General features: G+C 63.5%; 17 protein-coding genes. 8 read left to right on the plus strand and 9 right to left on the minus strand.

Going from position 1 to position 23118, the window contains the following annotated elements:
* Window positions 1–34 precede the first annotated feature (34 nt).
* From VGE08_RS11450 to VGE08_RS11460, 3 genes are all read right to left on the minus strand, one after another.
* Window positions 35–1363 carry an AMP-binding protein gene (locus VGE08_RS11450; protein WP_331068016.1) on the minus strand — a complete coding sequence of 443 codons (1329 nt, stop codon included), beginning with the start codon at window positions 1361–1363 and terminating at the stop codon, window positions 35–37.
* A complete protein-coding gene (fabG, locus tag VGE08_RS11455) occupies window positions 1364–2092 on the minus strand; it encodes a 3-oxoacyl-ACP reductase FabG (protein WP_331068017.1) in 729 nt (242 codons plus the stop codon).
* Window positions 2093–2203: 111 nt separating this feature from the next.
* A complete protein-coding gene (locus VGE08_RS11460) occupies window positions 2204–3004 on the minus strand; it encodes a glycosyltransferase family 2 protein (protein ID WP_349258677.1) in 801 nt (266 codons plus the stop codon).
* Between the two features lie 489 nt (window positions 3005–3493).
* On the opposite strand from VGE08_RS11460, the gene VGE08_RS11465 reads away from it, so the two are divergent.
* From VGE08_RS11465 to VGE08_RS11475, 3 genes are all read left to right on the plus strand, one after another.
* Window positions 3494–5716 carry a primosomal protein N' gene (locus tag VGE08_RS11465; RefSeq protein ID WP_331068019.1) on the plus strand — a complete coding sequence of 741 codons (2223 nt, stop codon included), beginning with the start codon at window positions 3494–3496 and terminating at the stop codon, window positions 5714–5716.
* Between the two features lie 47 nt (window positions 5717–5763).
* Window positions 5764–7476, plus strand: coding sequence for an arginine--tRNA ligase (gene argS, locus VGE08_RS11470; RefSeq protein WP_331068020.1), 1713 nt, complete (start codon window positions 5764–5766; stop codon window positions 7474–7476).
* A gap of 78 nt (window positions 7477–7554) precedes the next feature.
* Window positions 7555–8136, plus strand: coding sequence for an SPOR domain-containing protein (locus VGE08_RS11475; protein ID WP_331068021.1), 582 nt, complete (start codon window positions 7555–7557; stop codon window positions 8134–8136).
* Window positions 8137–8497: 361 nt separating this feature from the next.
* Here VGE08_RS11475 and VGE08_RS11480 read toward each other — a convergent pair whose 3' ends face one another.
* The 6 genes from VGE08_RS11480 to def form a co-directional block, all read right to left on the minus strand.
* Complete coding sequence (locus VGE08_RS11480; protein ID WP_331068022.1) at window positions 8498–9859, minus strand: sigma-54 dependent transcriptional regulator; 1362 nt, start codon at window positions 9857–9859, stop codon at window positions 8498–8500.
* Window positions 9856–12087, minus strand: coding sequence for a sensor histidine kinase (locus VGE08_RS11485; protein ID WP_331068023.1), 2232 nt, complete (start codon window positions 12085–12087; stop codon window positions 9856–9858). The genes VGE08_RS11480 and VGE08_RS11485 overlap by 4 nt, the downstream gene beginning before the upstream one ends.
* A complete protein-coding gene (locus VGE08_RS11490; RefSeq protein ID WP_331068024.1) occupies window positions 12069–12626 on the minus strand; it encodes a DUF4390 domain-containing protein in 558 nt (185 codons plus the stop codon). Before VGE08_RS11490 ends, VGE08_RS11485 begins: the two co-directional genes overlap by 19 nt.
* A gap of 133 nt (window positions 12627–12759) precedes the next feature.
* Window positions 12760–14112 carry a 16S rRNA (cytosine(967)-C(5))-methyltransferase RsmB gene (gene rsmB / locus VGE08_RS11495; RefSeq protein WP_331068025.1) on the minus strand — a complete coding sequence of 451 codons (1353 nt, stop codon included), beginning with the start codon at window positions 14110–14112 and terminating at the stop codon, window positions 12760–12762.
* Window positions 14109–15053, minus strand: a complete 945-nt coding sequence (fmt, locus tag VGE08_RS11500) for a methionyl-tRNA formyltransferase (RefSeq protein WP_349258673.1) — start codon at window positions 15051–15053, stop codon at window positions 14109–14111. The genes rsmB and fmt overlap by 4 nt, the downstream gene beginning before the upstream one ends.
* Window positions 15054–15520: 467 nt before the next feature.
* Window positions 15521–16057, minus strand: a complete 537-nt coding sequence (gene def, locus VGE08_RS11505; protein WP_331068026.1) for a peptide deformylase — start codon at window positions 16055–16057, stop codon at window positions 15521–15523.
* A gap of 425 nt (window positions 16058–16482) precedes the next feature.
* On the opposite strand from def, the gene VGE08_RS11510 reads away from it, so the two are divergent.
* The 5 genes from VGE08_RS11510 to hemF all read left to right on the plus strand — a co-directional run bounded on the left by VGE08_RS11510 (window position 16483) and on the right by hemF (window position 22837).
* Window positions 16483–17643, plus strand: a complete 1161-nt coding sequence (locus VGE08_RS11510) for a LysM peptidoglycan-binding domain-containing protein (protein WP_331068027.1) — start codon at window positions 16483–16485, stop codon at window positions 17641–17643.
* 33 nt (window positions 17644–17676) lie between these two features.
* A complete protein-coding gene (gene dprA, locus VGE08_RS11515; RefSeq protein WP_331068028.1) occupies window positions 17677–18690 on the plus strand; it encodes a DNA-processing protein DprA in 1014 nt (337 codons plus the stop codon).
* Window positions 18691–18771: 81 nt separating this feature from the next.
* On the plus strand, window positions 18772–19251 hold the full coding sequence (locus VGE08_RS11520; RefSeq protein ID WP_331068029.1) for a DUF494 domain-containing protein: 480 nt from the start codon (window positions 18772–18774) through the stop codon (window positions 19249–19251).
* A 59-nt stretch (window positions 19252–19310) separates the two neighbouring features.
* Window positions 19311–21893, plus strand: coding sequence for a DNA topoisomerase I (locus VGE08_RS11525; protein WP_331068030.1), 2583 nt, complete (start codon window positions 19311–19313; stop codon window positions 21891–21893).
* Between the two features lie 23 nt (window positions 21894–21916).
* Window positions 21917–22837, plus strand: coding sequence for an oxygen-dependent coproporphyrinogen oxidase (hemF, locus tag VGE08_RS11530; RefSeq protein ID WP_331068031.1), 921 nt, complete (start codon window positions 21917–21919; stop codon window positions 22835–22837).
* Window positions 22838–23118: the final 281 nt, after the last annotated feature.

The raw sequence follows: 23118 nt of genomic DNA on the forward strand, positions 1-23118 counted from the left end.
TTCAGGATTCGTGAGTTCGGGCAGTTCAGTGAATTTACTCGCGTCGTAGCGCGCGTAACAGATTTTCCCGCGGCAGTTTGCCGAGCTCGTTGCGCGGCAGTTCATTCACGATCAGCAGCGGGCGCGGCAGGAAAGCGCTGTCCACAGCGGGCGCGAGCTGTTCCAGCACGTCACGGGCAGTGAGGGTCGGAGCCACGACCAGCGCGGCCACCCGGCGAATCGTTCCGGCTCCTTCCGCCTCAGGCTGAAAGACCACCGCTTCCCGCACCCCGTCGATGGCCAGCAGCCGTCGAGTGATGTCGGACACCGAGGCGCGCTTGCCCGCCACATCGATCATGTCCGAGCTGCGGCCTCGGACCACGAATCGATCGTCAGGCAGCAACTCGACGATGTCCTCCAGCAACACGGGCTGGTCGAACCAGGGCGCATGCACCAGCGTGCCGGTTTCACGGGGCTCGAGCCGCACGCCTTCATACAATCGCCATTGTTCTTCTCGCGCCGTCAGGCGGCTGGCGAACGCACAGGTTTCCGTCGAACCGAAGACTTCGACCAACTCGGCCGCGAGCTTGGCACAGGCCGCGGTGGCCAGTTGCCGATCCAGCGGCGCCGTCGCGCTGACGATGACATCGACCGGGGGAAACGCCTGATCCGATTCCACGATGGCACGCAAATGCACCGGTGTGCTGACGAGCACGCGTGGCCGCGGCAGCTCCGCCAACGCGGCAGCGATGTCCGCGGGAAACAAAGGACGTCCTTCATGCACGGCCATGTTGCCGATCAGCGGGAGCAGTACGCTCATTTCCATGCCGTACACGTGTTGCGGAGGAACGGTGGCGAGCACCGATACCGGCGCTGCTTTATCGACGATCGCCATGCGAATGCTCGCAGCACTGCGAGCGCTGCAACCATTCACTGCGCGCCAGGACTTGGGAAACGTTTTGGGTCGGCCGGTAGTCCCGGAGGTATAGCCGACCATCACGGTCATGTCCGCGGGGATTTGCGCATCGACGATCGCTGTCGATGGCTCCTTCAGCGCCGCATCGATCGCGGCGTCATCGATGCGATAGCTCCCGGGATTGGCGATCTCCACCTCGGCCACGACTCGATCGGCGCGCGACACAGGCAACAGCACGCGGTGTCCGACGCTCAGTGCCGCGGCAAACGCCACCAGGAATCGGTAGCGATTCTCGCAAAGATTGATCATGGCACCGGCGGCAGCCTGCCTCGGCAGCAATGCGACTACCGAAGCGACATGACTTTGAAACCGGGCCAGCGGCACCGGCGCGCCGTGCCGCCATGCAATGGGTCTTTGCGGGTCGGCCGAATCGAACAGCGCAATGGTCGACGCTTTGCGGGCGCTCACTCAGCACAAGCCTCCGTTGACCGCGAGGACCTGGCGGGTGATGTAAGAAGCGTCGCGCGACAGCAGGAACGATACGGCGGCGGCTACTTCCTCCGCGGTTCCGGCACGTTGCGCTGGAATCGCTTTGAGGATTTCTGCCATCGGCACGTGCTCATCGAGCATCTCGGTGTCAATCAATCCGGGCGCGACACAATTCACCGTGATCTGACGTTTAGCCAGCTCCACCGCCAACGCCTTGGTCGCGCCGATGATGCCGGCCTTCGCCGCGCTGTAATTCACCTGGCCACGATTGCCGATCAAACCCGACACTGACGCGAGCGTGACGATGCGACCAGGGGCGCGACGGCGCACCATCGGCATGATCAAAGGCTGCAGCACGTTGTAGAAGGCGTCGAGATTGGTACGCATCACGCCGTCCCACTGCTCTTCCGTCATGGCGGGAAATGCGGCATCGGCATGAATGCCGGCATTGCAAACCACGCCGTAGTAGGCACCGTTCGCACTCACATCGGCAGCAAGTGCCCGCGCGCAAGCGGCACGATCGCAAACATCGAACTGCAGCAGGCGCGACTGGCGACCCAGCGCCTCGATTTCACTGACCACCGCTTCCGCTTCATCACGACGCGAGCGGCAATGCACGACGATATCGAAGCCGTCCTTCGCGGCCCGCAACGCAATGGCCCGGCCGATGCCCCGGCTGGAACCGGTGACGAGAATGGTGTCGCTCATGCGGCGCAGAGCTTAGCAACCATGTCCAGGCGGCGCTCGGGTTCGATGATGACGTCACGCTGTTCCACGGTTCCTCGTCGATTCGTACCACTCGCCAACGCATTCACCCACTCAAGCCTTGAAGTCGCGCTCGTCCATCTGGCGCGCAAGCTTGGGGCGCGCGATCTTTCGCCACAACAGAACCGGCAATCGGATCAACATGCCGACGGTCAGCCGGACATGCAGCGCGGTCATGCGCACATTGTCCAGGAACAAACGGTAGTGGGACACGCCGTCGATGGGGTACGACACGCGCGTATCCAGCCAGCGTATCGGCACCTGGCGCCAATGCATGCGCACCAGAATTTCCGTATCGAAATCCATGCGCGCGCCAATGTGCTGGTGATTCATCACATAGAGCGTGCTGGTCAACGGATACAGCCGGAAACCGCACATCGAATCGATGATGTCGAGCGACAGCGTCTGCAGCCACACCATGCCGTGTGAGAGATATCGACCGTAGTAGCGCGCTTTCGGAATGCTGGAGTCGAAGATCGGGCGGCCGCAGATCAGCGCATCGGGCTCTTCGCGCGCCGCCTCCACAAAACGGCGTGCGTCGTTCAGCGTGTGCTGGCCATCGGCGTCCACTTGAATCGCATGTGTAAACCCGAGTTTCTCGGCCTCGCGAAAACCAGTGATCACCGCGGCACCCTTGCCACGATTGGTTTCATGACGCAGCAATGTAACTTCGGGCAGCGCGCTCAACCGTTGCAGTTCTCGGGCACATGCCGGGCCACAGCCGTCATCCACCAGGATCACCGGCAACGCCTGCGCGCGCAGGGCAGTCACCACCGTCCCGATCGCGTGCTCGTGGTTGTAGACCGGTATGACGACGCAAACGGCAAATCTGCCGGCGGGCCGGGCAGCGGACATTGAAGCGACCTTGGGCGCCACGCCGTTCAGGCGGCGCGCATCAACCACTGCACGCCTGTCGCGAGATCACGACATGCGCACCGATTCCAGCTCGGGCGGCGCGTGGCGGATATGCTTGAGGATTCATCTTGCGACTGCATGGAATGGCTCTGTTGGGGGAGTGGAACGGGGGGCCCGCGCGGAGCAGTGAGCGTCGCGACCGCCTGGCGCTTTTGGCCAGGAAGAAAGCACGTCTGCGCGCGCTACATCGGTCCACGAACCCGGCGTGCAGTTTAATTCGGGGCACCCGGACCGTATAGTGGCGTGGAAGCGACGCGGCCAGCCGCATCATCGACCCCGTGGCGCATCGACGCTGGATGACCGGCAATTGCCCGGCGACGCTGTTAAGTGCGTCCAAAAATTGAGCAATCCCCAAACTCGTCCGCAGATTGAGCACTTGAGTCGCTTCACCCCAATCAATGCACAGAGTTGTCCACAGGTTTTGTGCATATGAGCCGGCTGTGGGACGCGCAAGAGCGAGCTCCGTACCTGGCGGTCGCGATCGATACGCCGCTGCGCCAGGTTTTCGATTACCGCGCGCCGGAGGGTGACTCGCCTGTCGGCCCGGGGTATCGCGTGTGGGTACCATTCGGCCGCCGGCGCGTGGTGGGTGTCGTCGTCGAAAGTCGTGAGCACAGTGAAGTGCCCGCTGAAAAGCTGCGCGCCGCGTTCGAAGCCATCGATAGCGAGCCCACCTTCAGCCCGGACTCGCTGGCGTTGCTGACCTGGGCCGCGGAGTACTACCGCCATCCCATTGGCGAGGTGCTGACCTCTGCGCTGCCCGTGCCGTTGAGGAACGGCGCACCGGTCCGGCAAGAGACCATCCTGTGGCGCCTCACGGCGCTCGGACGCGAGGAAGCGCTCGCGAAGTTGCCGGCGCGATCCGTTCGCCTGCGCGCCATCGCCCAATACCTCGCGGATCACGCGCAAGCGTCCGCCTCGGATATCCTGAGTTCGACTGAAAGCCCTGCATCGGCGTTGCGCAATCTGGAACAGCGCGGGTTCGTTGAGTCGTTCGCCCGTGAGCAGTCCGCGGCAGTTCCGCCAGTGACCACGGTCAGGGAAGGCCCTCCGCTCAATGAAGCGCAAGCAGCAGCCGTCGAGCGAATTCAAAGCACGCTCGGCACATTCGTCTCGCATTTGCTTTACGGCGTCACGGGAAGCGGCAAAACCGAGGTGTATCTGCACGCCATCGCGACTGTTCTCGCACGAGGCCAGCAAGTGCTCGTGCTCGTGCCCGAGATCGCGCTGACACCGCAATTGATCTCGCGCTTTCGTGGGCGCTTCGACGCGCCCCTGGCCGTACTGCACTCGGGATTGAACGACACCGAGCGCCTGGCGGCGTGGCGGGATGCACGCGAGGGCACGGCTCGCATCGTGATCGGCACGCGCTCCGCCATTTTCAGCCCGCTGCTGCAACCCGGCCTGATCATCATCGACGAAGAGCACGACCCGTCCTTCAAGCAGCAGGATGGCTTTCGCTACTCTGCGCGTGATCTCGCGCTGGTTCGCGCGCAGCGGCTTGGAATTCCAGTGGTGCTCGGTTCAGCCACGCCTTCGCTGGAAACATTGGCACGCGCCCGAAAACAACCGGAAACGCTGTCTCGCCTGCCCGAACGCGCGGGCAGCGCGCGACCGCCCAAGCTTCTTCTGGTCGACCTGCGCAAGCACGGTGCCACGCAGGGAATCGCGACACCCACGGTGATGACGATCCGCCGACATCTGGATGCGGGTGGACAAGTGATGCTGTTCATCAACCGGCGCGGCTATGCGCCGGTGCTGTTCTGTCCGAACTGCGGCTGGTCGGCGCATTGCCGCCGATGCGACGCGCATTTGACCGTGCACGCGCGCGGTCGCGATCTCATTTGCCATCATTGCGGCGCGCAGGAGCCGATGCCTCCGGGGTGCTCCAATTGCTTCGCGGATGTCAAACCCGTGGGCCAAGGCACGGAGCGAATAGAAGAAGCGCTGCACCAGCTGTTTACGGGCTTTCCGCTCGCGCGCATCGATCGCGACAGCATGCGACGCAAGGGCGAGCTCGAAGCGACACTGGCGCGCGTGGACCGCGGCGAGATCCGTATTCTCGTCGGCACACAGATGCTCACCAAGGGCCACGACTTTCCCAATGTCACGCTGGTGGTGGTGCTGAACGCCGACCAAGGCTTGTTCAGCACGGACTTTCGTGCGCCGGAACGTCTCGCGCAGACCATCGTCCAAGTCGCCGGCCGCGCCGGGCGCGCGGAACGCCAGGGCGAGGTGCTGATTCAGACGGAATATCCCGAGCATCCCTTGCTCAAGTTGTTGCTTACGGGCGGGTACGCGGCCTTCGCCGACGGCGCGTTGACAGAACGTGAACAAAGCGGCTGGCCGCCATTCGCGCGGATCGCGCTGCTGCGCGCGGAAGCCACCACGTCGGATCTGCCGCTGAAATTCCTGCAGGATGCACACGACCTCGCCGTGGATTTCCCGATCCGTGGCGTGGAGTTGCTCGGCCCCGCGCCCGCGCCCATGGAGCGGCGCGCCGGCCGTTTCCGCGCTCAGCTGCTATTGCGCGCCCCCAGCCACTCGCCGCTGCAAAAGTTTCTAAGCGGCTGGCTGCCCGTGCTCGCCATGTTGCCCGAAGCCCGGCGCGTGCGATGGTCGATCGATGTGGATGCGGCCGAGTTGAGTTGAGTACACTGTAGAGAACATCACCCCTTTCACCCCTTGCTGCGCTCTTTGTGAAGTACCAGATCGAACGCCTCGTGCAGGCCGCGCTGACCTGTTTGCCGGCCGACATCGTCCCCGCGGATGTGCAATTCAGCGTGGACGTCGAGCGCACACGTGACGCCGCGCACGGCGATTTCGCGACTAACATTGCGTTGCAGCTGGCAAAACCGGCGCGGAAGAATCCGCGGCAGCTCGCGCAGGCCATCGTCGACTGCATCCCGGCGAGCGAGCTGGTCGACAAGGTCGAGATCGCGGGGCCCGGCTTCATCAACTTCCATCTGTCGCCGTCGGCCTATCAGCAGGAAATGTCGCGCATCTTCGATCTGGGCGCGGCGTACGGCTACAACATGCGCGGCACCGGGCAGAACGTGGTTGTGGAATTCGTTTCCGCAAATCCCACAGGGCCCCTGCATGTGGGCCACGGCCGGCAAGCCGCGCTCGGCGATGCGCTCGCCTCGTTGTTACAGACTCAGGGCCACCCGGTCAGCCGTGAGTTCTACTACAACGACGCCGGCGTGCAGATCCAGAACCTCGCGCTGTCGGTTCAGGCTCGTGCGCGCGGCTTGAAGCCGGGCGATGCCGGTTGGCCGGAAGCGGCGTACAACGGCGAGTACATCCAGGAAATCGCGGATGATTTCCTCGCGCGCAAGACGGTGCATGCCTTCGATGGCGAGCCCATCCGCGCCAATGGCAAGGTCGAGGATCTCGATGCGATCCGCCGCTTCGCGGTCACGTGTCTGCGCCACGAGCAGGACACGGATCTGCAGAAGTTCGGTGTGCGCTTCGACACGTATTACCTCGAGTCGAGCCTGTACAGCGACGGCAAGGTCGACGCGACCGTGCAGGCGCTCATCGCTAGCGGTTACACCTACGAGAAGGATGGCGCGCTGTGGCTGAAGACCACGGCGTTCGGCGACGACAAGGACCGCGTGATGCGCAAATCGGATGGCACTTACACCTACTTCGTGCCTGACGTCGCGTATCACGTTACCAAGTGGCAGCGCGGGTTCTTTCGCGCGATCAACGTGCAAGGTACGGATCACCACGGCACCATCGCGCGCGTGCGCGCCGGCCTGCAGGCGCTGAACATGGGCATCCCGAAGGGTTACCCGGACTACGTTCTGCACAAAATGGTCCGCGTCATGCGCGGCGGCGAGGAAGTGAAGATTTCCAAGCGGGCCGGCTCGTATGTCACGGTGCGCGATCTGGTCGAGTGGGTGGGCCGCGACGCGTTCCGCTTCTTCCTCGTGTCACGCAAGGCGGACTCGGAATTTGTTTTCGATATCGATCTGGCGCTGGCACAGAGCGAAGAGAACCCGGTGTACTACGTGCAGTACGCGCACGCGCGAGTGTGCAGCGTGTTTCGTCAACTGCAGGAGAAGGGCCTGGAGCATGACCGCGACATCGGCGAAGCCAACGTCGGATTGCTGGTCGAGCCGCACGAGAAGGCCCTGATCCGCAAGCTCACCTACTATCCCGAGTTGCTGGAGACCGCCGCGCACGATCTCGAACCGCATCAGATCGCGCACTACCTGCGCGAGCTGGCGGGCGATTTCCACACGTACTACAACGCGCACAAGTTCATCATCGATGAGGTGAAGCTGCGCAACGCGCGACTGAACCTGGTCGCGGCCACGCGCCAGGTGCTGGAAAACGGCCTGAAGCTGCTGGGCGTGTCCGCGCCCGAAAAGATGGAATCGAAGCGGTTGGCGGATGGCGGTTAGCGGTTTGTTCGGAAACAGCTAAGTTGCTCTGCATGCCTCTTCACCAGCCACTGACCGCCAACCGCTAACCGCTTCCTCATGGCAAAGGACTACAAGCATTCCAAACGTCGCTCCGGCGAGTCCTCCGGGCTGTCGGGCATGGCGGGGTTCGTGTGTGGGCTGGCGCTCGGACTGGCCGTGGCGCTCGGCGTCTATCTGTTCGACCGGCGCACCGAGGCACGGCTTGCTGCCCAACAGACTGCCGCGCCCATGATCCGCGACGAGGCCGAAGCGAAGCCCAAGCCCGCGCCTGCCTCGCAAGCGGAAAGCGAGACGCCTGAATTCGACTTCTACGAGATGCTGCCCAAGTACGAGGTCGTCATCCCCGAACAAGACTCTCGCAGCGGTTCGGCGCCCGCGGTCGTTGCCGGTCCCGTTCAAAAGCCTGGCGCTTACGTGCTGCAGGCGGGGTCGTTCCGCAATCACAAGGACGCGGACCGCGTCCGCGCGTTGCTTGCGATGCAGGGAGTGGAGTCGAAGATTCAGAAGGTGACGATCGATAAGGATACGTGGCACCGGGTACGTGTCGGGCCGATCACCAATTTGCAGAAGCTGGAAGATACGCGCAGCAAGTTGCGCCAGGCGCAGATCGACGCTTTGGTTATTCGGGTTGGTGAGTAAGGGTCGGCAGAAGCAACTGTGCCAATGCCCTCACCCCAACCCCTCTCCCAAGGGGAGAGGGGCTAAGAACTCTTGCCCTCACCCCAACCCCACACCCAAAGGGAGAGGGGCTAAGACTCATGCCCTCACCCCAACCCCGCTCCCAAGGGGAGAGGGGCTAAGATTCGCCCTCACCCCAACCCCGCTCCCAAAGGGAGAGGGGCTAAGACTCGTCTCCTTTCTCCCTCTCCCCTTGGGGAGAGGGCCGGGGTGAGGGGGAAACACCTGAGGTTGAGGTCTGGACCGCCCACCAACTCCGCGCGGGATGAAATTTCCGCTTGACCGAGGTGGCCGGCCGCGAGCGGTAGCGCAGCGGCGAAGCCTAATCTTCGGCGAGCTGGCGGAAATCGACGCCGAGCGAGCGAAGCTTGCGATACAAGTGCGTGCGCTCCATGCCGACGCGCTTGGCGAGCTGCCCCACCTTGCCGTTACACAGAATCAACTGCTGCTGCAAATAAGCCCGCTCGAAATGCTCGCGCGCCTCGCGCAATGGCAGGGCCAACAAATCCTGTTTCACCAGCGGCTCATTGGTAGGCGCATGCGCGGCAAGCTCGCGCTCGATCTCATCGAGTCGAATCTCTTCCTCGCCCCCGAGGATCAACAACCGCTGCACGAGATTCCGCAACTCGCGGACGTTGCCCGGCCAGGGATAGTTGCGCAGGCGGTTCTGAGCAGCGACGCCGAAACGGCGGAAAGGCAGGTGCTGTTCATCGACCAACCGATCGACATAGTGCCGCAAGAGATCCGGAACGTCCTGCGCGTAATCACGCAGAGGCGGTACGTTCAAAGTAATGACATTCAACCGCGACAACAGCTCCTGCCGCACGCCGGTGCCCTCGGCATTGAGGAAGCGCGACGTGGCCGAGCCGATGATCCGCACGTTCGTATTCACCGGCGTTGCGCCACCAACGCGCGTGAATGTGCGCGTCTCCAGCGCGGCGACCAACAAGCCCTGCGCCTTGGGCGGCAAATCTTCAACGCCATTGATGAACAACACACCGCCGGCCGCCTGCTCGAAGACGCCCGCGTGAACGCCATTGGCATCCTCGGTGCCGTGCAGCGCCGCGGCCGCGCCCTCGTCGCTGACACCAGTGGCAACCAGTTGTACGAACGGCCCAGCAGCGCGCGGGCTGAGCGAGTGAATGTAGCGTGCGAATGCTTCGCGCCCACTGCCAGGCTCACCAATGATGAGCACGGGCGTCTCGTGCGGCGCGACCTGCTGAACCTGCTCTCGCAGAGCGGCCATCGCGCGGCTCTTGCCGACGGGAGCGATCAGCGGCGGCACCAACGACCGGCCGCTCAGCCGCTTGTTGCGCCCGGAATCCAGCGCGCGCTCCACGGTGCGCAACAGCTTCGCCAAAGACAGCGGCTTCTCGACGAAATCAAACGCGCCCAGGCGCGTCGCTTCAACCGCCGTCTCGACAGTCCCGTGGCCGGACATCATGACGACCGGGCACGAGCTGCCATTCGGCTGTACCCACTCACGCAATAGCGTGATGCCGTCGGTGTCGGGCATCCAGATATCGAGCAACACCAGATCGGGGTCGTGCTGAGCACGAGCGGCGCGCGCCTCCGCGGCGTCCGCGGCGACGTCCACCTCATAACCTTCGTCCGCCAGGATCTCTTTCAGGAGCCCGCGGATCTCGCTTTCGTCATCGACGACTAATATGCGCGCTGCACTCATGCCCGCTCCCTCCTCGGTCCGGTGCGCCGTTCCCGAATCGGACCGCCACCGCGAACCGCGGTCAACGGCAACTCGATACAGACCCGCGCGCCTCCTGTGCGCACATTATCCGCATCTATGGCGCCGCCGTGTTCTTCGACTATTTTCTTCACGATCGCGAGCCCCAGGCCCGTGCCTTTCGGTTTTGTCGTTACATAAGGATCGAACACCTGGCCGATCACGTCCGGCCGGAAGCCCGGTCCATTGTCCTCGACGACGATCTCGGCCGCCCGGCCGGCCATCGCCCCACCGCCCCTCTCCAGCAGGCGGGTGGTCACACGCACCGCCGGATTCGGCACCCCCTCCAGCGCTTCCCACGCATTGGCGAACAGATTATGGATGATCTGGCGCATACGGCCACGGTCGGCCTCGATTTCCGGCAGCCCCGGCTGCAGTTGCAGGGTAATGCCCGGCCGGCCCGGCGCGCGATACAGCTCAGCCACCTCGCCGATGAGCTGGTTCAGGTCGAAGCGTGACACATCCATCTCCGGCGCGCGCGCGTATTCGCTGAAGGCGTTGACCATCTCCTTCATGGCCTCGACCTGCTGCACGATGGTATGGGTGGCGCGATCCAGCATCTGGCCCTGGGCCTCGTCGATATGCCCTAACAGCTTACGACGCAGCCGCTCCGCGGAAAGTTGGATAGGGGTCAGAGGATTTTTGATCTCGTGAGCCAGCCGGCGCGCCACCTCGCCCCACGCCGCATCGCGCTGGGCCTGCAGCAGGGCGGTGATGTCGTCGAACACGATGACATGGCCGCTGGGAGTCTGGTCCTCGCCGGACAGGGTCGTACAGGCGCACATCAGAATCCGGCGGGTGGAATCCCCCTGCAGCACCAGCTGTTCGCGCCACTCGCTCATGCCCGCCTCGAGGTGCGCGCTGCAGGTGGACTGGAACTGCTCGAATAGCGCGCTATTGCTGCCGGTCTGGGCAAGCGGCTTGCCGATCAGGGTGTCCACCTCCACGCCGAGGATGGAGCAGGCCGCCTGGTTCACGGTCCGGATGGTCCGATCCGGCTCGAGCGAGATCACGCCCGTGGACAGCCTCGCCAGGATGACCGCCAGGTTGGCCCGCTCCGCTTCGACCGCCTGCTGGACCCGCGCGGTCTCTTCCCGAGAGCGCGCGAGGCGCTTGGTCATGTCGTTGAACGAGTGCACGAGAATGCCCATCTCGTCGTGCGAGGTCAGCGGCAAACGCAAATCGAAATCACCCTTGGCCACCGCGCGCGTACCCGCGACCAGATCCTGGATGGGCCGGACCAGGCGCCGCGCCGCCCAGAATGCGCCATAGAGGGCACCGAACAAGGACAGCAGCAACACCAATGTCAGCGTCAGCGTGAAGCTGGTCTTGAGCGGCTCGCGCAACCGCGCTTTCTCGCCGTACCGCTGATACGAAGACTCGACCGTATCGGCGAGCTCGCCCAGCCTGCGCTCGATGGGATAGATGGCCTGCAGCACGCGCATCTCGCCGCCCGGCAGAACCTGCGGAACGCGCACCGCCGTGCGCACCAGATATCCGCCGCCCGCCACGGGATCGAGCGCGACATAATCGCGCCCCTGGCGCACCTGCATGGTCATTTCTTCGCTCAACGGAGCGGGCACGATATCGCCCAGGCGATCCGAGCTGGTGGCGAGGATGCGGCTGTTCGAAGCGAGCAGCGTCAATTCCAGCGCCTGGCTTTCCTGCCGCAACTCATCGAGGGTCTGGAATGCTCCGACGCGCACGGGCGCGATGCGCTCCGCCACCGAGCGAGTGCGCTCCAGATACTCCCGCATGCGCAGATCGAGCGCGGCGCGAGACAAGGTCAACGCATCTTCCAAGCCCTGGCGAATCTCGACGTGGAACCAGCTGTCGATGCCGCGGTTCAAGAACACGACCGAGAAATAGAACACCAGCAACAGCGGCGCCACCGCGAGCGTCGCTGACATCCACACCATGCGAGCTTCGAGCCGCGAACCGACCACGCGCTTGCGCCAGTCGCGCACCAGTTGCACCAGCCGGCCACCGATGAGGATCAGCAGAACCAGCAGGCCCGCGACATTCACGCCGACGATGAAGGGATGCAGATCGCTGAAGTGCGCCGACTGCTGCACGGTCTGCGCCATGATGAGCAACGCAGCCACCCACAGCCCCGATCCTATGAGCACCAGGATCGAGACCAGCGTGCGTTTCAGAGTTGCGGCGACCATGTGTACCACTCGCTGCGCTGCCGCCAGTCGTCCGACCAGAACAGCACGAAGCGCAAGGCATCGGGCATCGTGCGCACGTCGATGTTGCCGCGGATGCTGATCTCGTGCCGCCGCTTGGGCGACACCAGCGCCTGGTCCAGCATGGGCAGGCCCTTGATCACACGCAGCGCGTCGAGCGCGGCGTCCAGCGTCGCATAAGACGCTTGCTCGCCGCTATTCAAATTACGCACCAGGTAGCGCTCGCTCAGAGCCCGGTACGCCAGCTCGTAGTGCTGGTCCAGGGTGGCGACCGTCTCGTCCAGCCAGTAGTTGCGCTGGCGCTTGACCACGATCTCCAGGTGCAGGGTGAGCGGCACGCCTTCGCGGATGGCGGCCCGGGCCCCGTCCGGCAGGTCGAAATTGAGCGTGGCGTTCAGCTCGTAGACGCCCTCGGCGGGCTCGATATAGGCCGAGCGGACTTCAAAGCGCTGCAGCTTCTGGCCCTGTGCCAGCGCGCTGGGCGCCGCGAGCGCGCTGCCGAGCGAGACCAGCAACGCCATGAGCCACGCCATCGCGCACCGGACGATCGAGTCCAGCGCACCAAGGCAATGCACATTGCGCCAGGTTGGGCTTGCCGCCACGGAACATCCTTAACCGAAATGACCAGTCATTGTTCGCGGAAATGGGCCTGCTTCAGCAGGGCTTGTCGAGCAAAGCATAATAAAAACCATCCATTCCGGCGGAGCCCGCTGCGATTCTCAAGCCATTGACGCCCGCGCGCGTTCCCTCGCCCAGCGCCTGGGCGAGGCCCGGTAACGCTTGCAGGCGCTCGCCAGTGACATCACGAGCGCCGCGCTCGGTGCGCAGAAATTCCCCGATCACGGCGGTAGTCTCCGCCTGTAGAGCAGAGCAGCTTGCGTAGAGCAACCGGCCGCCCGGCTGCAACATCGTCCATGCACTCCGCAACAACTGCGACTGGCGCGCGGCCAGCGCGGTGATGTCATCGCTCCGGCGTAGCAACTTGATGTCGGGATGGCGGCGGATCACACCGGTCGCCGAGCACGGCACATCGAGCAAAATCCGATTGAACGGTTTCCCGTCCCACCAGCTCTCCGGCTGCGCGGCATCCGCTGCGCGCACGTCCGCCACATCGGATCTCGCGAACAGGCGCTGCAAATTCTGCGTGACGCGCGTGAGCCGCTCGGGAGAAACATCGACCGCGATCAGCGCCGCAAGTTCAGGCGATAGCTCGAGCAAGTGACTCGTTTTTCCACCGGGCGCGGCACACGCATCGAGGATGCGCTCGCCCGGCTGCGGATCGAGCAAGTGGCCGGCGAGTTGCGCGGCGGCGTCCTGCACCGAAACCAATCCCGCTTCGAAACCCGGCAATTCGCTCACGTCCATGGCGCGGTCGAGCAGCAAGGCCGTGTCATCGAACATGCTGGCCACCACGCCAATCTGCTTCGCCTGCAATTGCTCGCGATAGTTCGCAGGCGTAACGCGCAGCCGATTCACGCGAATCCAGAATGGCGGCCGCTGGTTGTTGGCATCGAGAATGTCATTGGCGCGATCGCCCCAATCCTTGCGCAACTTTTCTACCAACCAGCGCGGATGTGCCGTGCGCGCGGCTAGATCGCGATCGATCTGCGGCAGCAACTTCGCCTGCTCGCGCTGGCAGCGACGCAGGATTGCATTGATAAACCCGGATGCGCGCGGCTGCTTCAGAAGTCTGGTCGCAGCGACAGTTTCAGCGACGGCGGCGTGCGCCGGAATATCGGTATATATCAGCTGGCACAGGCCGACGATGGCGAGCGCGCGAATCTCCGGCTCGAGGCTTTGATTCGGGCGACTGAGCAGTCGCGCGAGCAATGCATCGAGGCGAATATACCAACGGATGCTGTCGTAACTCAGCGACCGCAACAGGCCGCGCTCTTGTTTGGTGGCCGCACTCTCACTGCTCAGCACCGCATCGAGCGAACGCCCGCGTTCGGCGACGTCCGCAACGATTCTCGCGGCTCTGGCCCTTACTGCTGCCGAGGCGCTCACGAGCCAAGAACCGCGCCCTCGGGGCGATGCGCTCTAAGGAAATCCGCGGCCGGCATGGCTTTGCGGCCTGCCGCCTGCACGCGCGTGAGCTGCAATATGCCGTCGCCTGTCGCGACTTCGATGCCATCGCTGCTTGTTGCGACAACCGTGCCGGGTGCGGCGCTTGTTTTCTTATCGAGAGGTATTGCTTCCCAGACGCGCAGTTGCTGACCGTTCCAACGCGTCTCGGCGATGGGCCACGGATTGAACGCGCGCACTTGTCGATCGATATCCATCGCGGACCTGGACCAGTCAATCAAGGCTTCTTCCTTGCGAATCTTTGCCGCATAAGTTGCACCGTCCTCGGGCTGCTGTCGCGGTGTCGCCGTACCAGCAGCGATCGCTTCGATAGCTTCGAGCACTGCTTCGGCGCCGAGTATCGACAACCGATCGTGGAGTGTCGCGGCGGTTTCGCGCGCGCCGATGGGAATCACGCGTTCGAGCAGCATAGGACCGGTATCGAGACCAACGTCCATCTGCATGATGGTCACGCCCGTCTCTTTATCTCCGGCCTGAATTGCACGCTGAATCGGCGCCGCTCCGCGCCACCGCGGCAGCAACGACGCATGAATGTTCACGCAGCCCAAGCGCGGCGTATCCAACACATTCTTTGGCAGCAGCAAACCGTAGGCGACCACGATCATCAGATCGGCTTGCCACTGCGCCAATCGCTCGACTGCGGCGGGATCTTTGAGCGTCTGCGGCTGCTCCACGGGCAACTGATGTTTCAACGCGCATTGCTTCACCGCACTCATCGTCACCTGCTGCCCACGGCCCGCCGGCCGATCCGGCTGCGTATAAACCGCGACCACGCGATGTCGCGAGGCAACCAGCGCTTCGAGCGCAGGCACGGAGAATTCCGGCGTGCCGGCGAAGATGAGTGACAACGGGGGGGAGGACATCGAGGATCGAGAACGCTCACTTGGATTCAGCGCGCATTCTAGTTGTTATTTGGCGCGGGCAAGAGCCGGAAGTTTTGCAAGGGAGAACCCAAAAGAATATGGAGCGACCTCTCGCCAGACGGAGGCGCCGACGCCGCGGGGCCACTGACACATCAGCGCCGGCGGCACAGGGAGGTTTGTCCTTCCGGCAGCCTCGATCCAACAGGGATGTTGGTCGGGGCAGCAGCTACACGGGCTCGGCGGTGCTTTCAGCGAAGCACTGCTTCGCTCCGCCGAGCGGGTGCACAGGGATGTGCACCCTGGGCTGCGCGGAGCAGGGAGTGCGCAGCGCGATGGACAAGCAGCGGCGCACGCGATAGCGTGCGCCGGCGGGTGCGCGGTGCCGGAAGGACAAACCTCCCTCGGGCGACGGCGCCAGCCGCGACCCATCAAACCAAACTCCAAAGAAGCGTTGCGACCAGCTAAAGCTAGAGCGCCTTACTCCGCCCACGAGCCGCGTCCGCAGCCTTCTCCTTGCGCTCCTTCTCGAGCTTCTTGCGAATCCGGGTCCGCTTCAGATCGGACAGGTAATCGACGAACAGCTTGCCTTCGAGGTGATCCATCTCGTGCTGGACGCACACCGCCAGCAAGCCGTCGGCATCGAATTCGATCTGCTTGCCATCGCGATCCAGCGCCCGCACGCGAATCCGGTCCGCACGCTTCACCTTTTCATAGATCCCCGGGACCGACAGGCAGCCCTCCTCGGTCTCCTCCATGCCGCTGTGGCTGACGATCTCCGGATTGATCAGCGCCAGGCGCTCGTTGCGCTGCTCGCTGATGTCGATGACCAGCACCCGTTTATGAACGTTCACCTGCGTGGCGGCCAGGCCGATGCCGGGCGCCGCGTACATGGTCTCGAACATGTCGTCGATCAGTTTGCGGATGCCCTCGTCCACCTGCTCCACGGGCTGCGCTTTGGTGCGCAGGCGCGGGTCCGGGAATTCGAGAATCGGAAGTAGTGCCATGTTCGAAAACGTCAAAAGGTGGAGACTGCCGCGCAGTCGATGAGCCCCGGGGGTCCGCCCCGGGGACGTCTAGTGTGCAGGCGATTCGGCCGGATACAAGCGTTTCGTACCGAAGAGCGCCATAGACAGCGTGAGTCGGCTGCTGAACGCCGGCCCATCCCCGAAGGTGGCGGGGGTGCGCCGGGCGCAGGAATGAGAACCACGTCTCGGGCTGGAGGCCCATTTCTGCACTCGTTGCAATGTTGCTGCTAAAGTTCGGCCACTGTTGAACTTAATGTCGGCCCCGTGTGTGTTTTTGCGCGCTCATACAAAGGTTTATGCGACGCCAAGACACTTCCAGGAGCTCGCTTCGCTCAAGCCCGAGACGCCGGGCGAGCACGGGCAGGGACGGGAGTTCAAAAGTCTAATGGGAGCTCGTTGAGCGCATGAAAACTGCGAATCTGGCACTTCGTAAGGCGATCCTGCTCAGCCTGGTCGCTGGCCTGACCGTCACCGCGGGCGTGCTGGCGCCGCCGAGCCTGCAGGCCCAGGACTCACCGGCCCAGACCGTCGGCTCCGGCAGCAACATTCCGCTGGCCGCCAATGCCCCCGATCAATATGTGGTCAAGCGCGGCGACACCCTTTGGGACATTTCCAGGATGTTCCTGCGCGAGCCCTGGTACTGGCCGGAAATCTGGTACGTGAACCCCCAGATCGCCAATCCGCACCTGATCTACCCGGGCGATGTGCTCAAGCTGGTGTATGTCGACGGCCAGCCCCGCCTGACGGTGGAGCGTGGCGGCGAGACCATCGAAGGCAGTCGCGGCGGCAAGCGCCTGGGGCCGGAAGTGCGGCGCGAGCCGTTGAGCCAGGCCATCACCGCGATTCCCTATGACATCGTCGCCAGCTTCATGGGCCGGCCGACGCTGTTGACCAAGGACCAGGTGAAGACGGCGCCGTACGTCGTCGCCATGCGCGATTCGCACATGATCGGCGCGCTCGGCAACGAAGTGTATGCACGCGGCATCGGCAATGCGGAACCGGAGACTCGCTTCAGCGTCATTCACGTCGAAGAGGAGCTGCGCGATCCGGACAACAACGCGCTACTCGGCTACTCGGGCATGTATGTCGGCTCAGGCCCGGTCGCCACTGCGGGCGATCCGGCGAAGCTGCTCATGACCGACTCGACACGCGAAGTCCTGCAAGGCGACAAGGTGTTTCCGGAGTCGGTGGATGTGAATGTGGACTTCGTGCCGCACGCGCCAGCCTCGGACATCGACGCGAGCATCATGGCGGTGCGCAGTCACACCGTGATGGGCCAATATCAAGTCGTCGCGCTCAATCGCGGCTCGGACGCCGGCCTGGAGCCGGGACACATCCTGGCCGTCTACAAGCGTGGCGACGTGGTACGCGATACCTTCAAGGAGGGTGGCCTCGCCGCGCGACGTTCGCGGAGCCGTACCTCGGGCTTCGGCAACAACGTGCAGCTGCCCGATGAGCGGGCCGGCGTGCTGATGGTCTTCAAGGCTTTCGACAAGCTGAGCTACGCGCTGGTGATGGAAACGACGCACGAAATTCGTCAGGGCGACCGCGCTAAAAACCCATAAGCGCACTTTCTTTCAGCTTATGTTGGCGAGCTCATGGAAGAGCTCGAAACATGGCTGGCCCGATCACGGGTGCACGGCATGGATGCCGTGGCGCTGCCGTTGCTGATCGAACGACACCGGCGCTGGCTGGAACAGCCCTCTCATCATTTCATTCCTCGCGGCGCGCCCGGCTATCCCGCGCTGCTTGCCGAATTGCCCGATGCACCTGCAGCGCTGTTGGTACGTGGCGATCCGAAAGTGCTGTGCCTGCCGCAGCTCGCTATCGTCGGCTCTCGCAATCCGACCAACGCCGGGCGTGAAAATGCCTGCCAGTTTGCCGCGCATCTGGTCCATTCAGGTCTGGCAGTGACCAGCGGCCTGGCGATCGGCATCGACACGGCTGCACACCGGGGTGCCCTGGATAATGGCGGGCGCACTATCGCGGTGTGCGGCACGGGCCTTGATATCGACTACCCGCACGCCAATGCAAGGTTGTCGGCGGAAATTGCATCCAGCGGCGCGCTGGTCAGCGAATTTCCGCTGGGCACCCAGGCAACCCGGAGCAACTTTCCCCGACGCAATCGCATCATCAGTGGATTGTCACTGGGCACACTGGTGGTGGAGGCCGCGGTGCGCAGCGGTTCGCTGATTACGGCGCGGCTGGCCGCCGAGCAGGGGCGCGAAGTTTTCGCCCTGCCAGGCTCGATCCACAACCCGCTCGCGCGCGGTTGCCATAGACTGATTCGCGAGGGGGCGAAGCTGGTGGAAACAGCCGAGGACATCTTCGAGGAGCTGCGACCGCTGCTAGGCGCGCTGCAGGCCACCGGGCGAAAGCCGGCCCGGGCCGGGCCGGAAGGCGCTGAAACTGCAACAGTTTTGACCCCGGCATTGGACAAAGGGTATGAAATCCTGTTAGATGCGCTCGGCTTCGAACCGGCCGGTGTCGATGTTTTGATCGCACGGACCGGGCTCGCGGCCGACGAGGTAGCGTCCATGCTGCTGATCCTCGAACTGGAGGCGCGCATCGACGCCTGCCCTGGCGGGCTATATGTCCGGCGCGTCTCGTAGTTTCTTTGGTCGAAGCGGTGCGAACCGTGCCGGCCGCCTGCAGGCAGGCGCGAGCTCCTGCAGGCCAACCAAGGCAGCGAAATGAAGGAAAGCGTTCTCGATATCCTGATCTATCTCTTCGAGAATTACTTCGACGCCGATCTGGACTGCGCCCCCGAACCCGACCGCGACACTCTCCGGGACGAACTGGAACGAGCCGGTTTCTCCGAACGAGAAGTAGGCCGCGCGCTGGAGTGGCTCGAGCAGCTGTCGGCGGACCCGAACCGCGCGGGCGCCATTCCAGGATCGCGAGCGATTCGCATCTTCGACGCGCGCGAACAGGCGCGGCTCGACACCGACTGCCGCGGCTACATCCTGTACCTGGAGAACATCGGCATCATCAGTCCAGCGCAGCGCGAGCTGGTCATCGACCGTCTGCTGGCACTCGACGTGCAGCAGATCGACATAGAACAAGTGAAGTGGGTGGTGCTCATGGCGCTGTTCAGTCAGCCCGGCCAACAGAGCGCTTACCTGCGGATGGAGGATTTGGTTTTCGACAACCGTCTGCAAGTGGTGCACTGAAGAGCGGCTGACACAGCGCAATTTTCAGCAGCACCGCGGCCACCGCGGTTTCTTTTTTTATGGAGCAGAAGAATCTAGTCATCGTGGAATCGCCTGCAAAGGCGAAAACCATCAAGAAATATCTCGGAAAGAATTTCGAGGTACTGGCCTCTTATGGCCACGTGCGCGACCTGGTGCCCAAGGAAGGCGCGGTCGACCCGAAGCGCAAGTTCGCGATGCGCTACCAGATCCTGGACAAGAACGAGAAGCACGTTCAGGCGATCGCCAGGGCGCTGAAGAAATCCGACGCCCTGTATCTGGCGACCGACCCTGACCGCGAAGGCGAGGCGATCTCCTGGCACCTGACCGAGCTGTTGAAAGAGCAAGGCGTGCTCGACGGCAAGGACGTGCATCGCGTGGTGTTCTACGAGATCACCAAGAACGCGATTCGCGAGGCCATCGGCCAGCCACGCGACATTTCGCAGGACCTGGTGAACGCACAGCAGGCGCGCCGCGCGCTCGACTATCTCGTCGGCTTCAATCTCTCGCCGCTGTTGTGGAAGAAGGCCGGTCTGCCCGGCGCATCCGCCGGCCGCGTGCAGAGCCCGGCGCTGCGCATGATCTGCGAGCGCGAGGAGGAAATCCTCAACTTCAAGCCACGCGAGTACTGGACCATCGATGCCGACGCCGAGAAGTCCAAGCAGACCTTCCCGGCGCGCCTGATCGAGTTCCGCGGCGACAAGGTCGAGCAGTTCACGGTCACCAACGAGGCGCAGGCCAATGACGTGCGCCAGGCCATCGAAGACGCCGCCAGGGGCAAGCTCAGCGTCGCCAACATCGACAAGAAGCAGCGCCGGCGCAATCCGGCGCCGCCGTTCACGACATCGACCCTGCAACAGGAAGCCGCTCGCAAACTCGGCTTTGGCGCTCAGCGCACGATGCGCCTGGCGCAGCAGTTGTATGAAGGCGTGGACTTCGGCGAAGGCGCGGTCGGTCTCATCACTTATATGCGTACCGACTCGCTGAACCTCGCTGCCGAAGCGGTTGCCGAGATCCGGCAGGTGATCGGCAATCTGTACGGTGCCGATGCGGTGCCCGAGTCGCCGCGCACCTATAAGACGAAATCGAAGAACGCACAGGAAGCGCACGAAGCGATTCGTCCGACGTCCGCGTCGGTCACGCCGGAACGCTTGCAAGGCAAGATCGACAACGATCAGTTCAAGCTCTACAGCCTCATCTGGAAACGCGCTGTTGCGAGCCAGATGGAAGCAGCCGTGTACGACACCGTCGCCGTCGATCTGGTGCCGGGCACGAGCGCCAAGCGAGAAGGTTCGACCGCGGTGCTGCGCGCGAATGGTTCAACGCTGGTGAAGCCGGGCTACATCGCTGTTTATAAGGAAGGTCAGGACGACGCGGCCGAGGACGATAACGATCGCATTCTGCCGGCCATGGAGGTCGGCGACGAAGTTACGCTGCTGGCACTGCGCGGCGAACAGCACTTCACCGAGCCACCGCCGCGCTTCTCGGAAGCGAGCCTCGTCAAAGCGCTCGAAGAGCACGGCATCGGCCGGCCCTCGACCTACGCCAGCATCATCTCGACCCTGGTCAACAAGAAGTACACGGAGCTGGTGAATCGCCGCTTCGTGCCCACCGACCTGGGCAAGATCGTCAACAAATTCCTGACGCGCAATTTCCATCACTACGTCGAGTACGGCTTCACCGCCAAGATGGAGGACGACCTCGACGAGATCGCCGACGGCCGCGAGGCCTGGGTGCCGGTGCTGGAGCGGTTCTGGACCGAATTCAAAGAGCGCGTCGACGTGGTCGACGAGACGGTCACGCGCGAAGATGTTTCCGAAGCGCGCGAGCTCGGCAGCGATCCGGTCACGGGCAAGCCCATCTCGGTGCGCTACGGCAAGTACGGTCCGTTCGTGCAGATGGGCACCAAGGACGACGAGGAAAAGCCGAAGTTCGCCAGCCTGAAGCCGACGCAACGCATGGACACCATCACGCTCGCCGAAGCGCTGGAGTTGTTCACGTTGCCGCGAACCCTGGGGCAGATGGACGACGGCCACTCGATCCGCGTCGCCATCGGCCGCTTCGGTCCCTACATTCAATACGGCGCGAAGAAGTTCGTCTCGATCAAGGACGACGATCCGTACACCATCGAGCTGCCGCGTGCGCTGGAGCTGATCAAGGCCAAGGAAGAGGCGGATGCGCATCGCATCATTCTCGATTTCCCCGACGCCGGCATTCAGGTGTTGAACGGCCGTTACGGCCCGTACATCACCGACAAGGTCAAGAACGCCAAGATCCCCAAGGATCGCGAGCCCCGCACGTTGACCTTGGACGAGTGCAAAGAGCTGCTCGCCGCCGCACCGGAACGCGGCAAGGGCCGGTTCGGCCGCTTCGCGAAGAAGACGGCTGCGCCCGCGGCGCAAGCTGCTGAAGCATCGTCGGCGAAGCCGATCAAGGCCGCGGCCAAGAGCAAGAGCACGCCTGCGAAAACAGCCAAAGCTCCCGCCTCGGCCACGGCCAAGAAGGCCGCGAGCAAGGCTGGCTCGAAGGCTGCGGCCGGCACTGCCGTGCGCGCGGCGGCCAAGAGCGCAGCCAAGAAAACCTCCGCGAAGACGGCCGGCAAGCCCGCCGCCAAGCCCAAGTAAGGTCAATCGAGTAAGGTTCATTCATGTCCGTTGATGCCGATGCCGTTCTCGCCTACCTGCGCGGACTGCAGGATCGCATCTGCTCGGCCATCGAGCAGGCCGATGGCAGCGCGACGTTCAGCAGCGACCGTTGGCAACGCGCCGAAGGGGGCGGCGGCGAAAGCCGCGTACTGCGCAACGGTTCGGTGTTCGAACAGGCGGGCGTAAATTTCTCGCATGTGATGGGCTCGCGACTGCCGCCCAGCGCCACAGCGCAGCGGCCCGAGCTCGCTGAGGCGACCTGGATGGCCACCGGTGTGTCGCTGGTGTTCCATCCCTGGAATCCGTACGTCCCCACCACGCACGCCAACGTGCGTTTCTTCTCCGCCACTCCCAAGGATGGCTCGCCCGGCACCTGGTGGTTCGGCGGCGGTTTCGATCTCACGCCCTACTATCCGTTCGAAGAAGACGTCCTGCATTGGCATCGAACCGCGCAACGAGCCTGCGCCGGCTTCGGCGACGACGTGTATTCGAAGCACAAAGCGTGGTGCGACCAATATTTCTTTCTGAAACATCGCAACGAGACCCGCGGCGTCGGCGGCCTGTTCTTCGACGACCTGAACGAATGGGGCTTCGAGCGCTGCTTCGCCTATCAACGCAGCGTCGGCGATCATTTCCTCGAAGCCTATCTACCCATCGTCGCGCGCCGGAAAGACCATCCGCATGGCGAACGTGAACGGCAGTTCCAGCTGTACCGGCGCGGCCGCTACGTCGAATTCAACCTGGTCTACGATCGCGGCACTTCGTTCGGCCTGCAGTCCGGCGGCCGCACCGAATCCATCCTGATGTCGTTGCCGCCCTTGGTGCGGTGGGAGTACAACTGGTCGCCCGAGCCGGGCTCGCCGGAAGCGCGCCTGTATTCCGACTTCCTGAAGCCGCGCGACTGGCTGCGCGAGCTCAAATAGAACATTCGAATAAAACATTCGAAAAAATTTGGCTGGCGAGCCCTGCTCTCGTGAGGGTGTCGCGCCGCCTGACACTGCATTGTCATTTACGTTTGTATACAAGCCGCGTCGAACGCGGCAAGAATGTTTTGCGCAATTGAATTATTGAGAATCACGAAAATAAGTGACACTTTTTCTGCATCTTGCTGTCCAAGGGCCCCGAATGTTCTGATACGGGGCCTCGATGAACGACACACAGCGAATGCAGGAGATGAAGCGCCGCCGGGTCAAGGGCGCACGGC

Origin of the sequence: Steroidobacter sp., assembly GCF_036406195.1 — a bacterium.
Taxonomy (GTDB): Bacteria; Pseudomonadota; Gammaproteobacteria; order Steroidobacterales; family Steroidobacteraceae; genus Steroidobacter.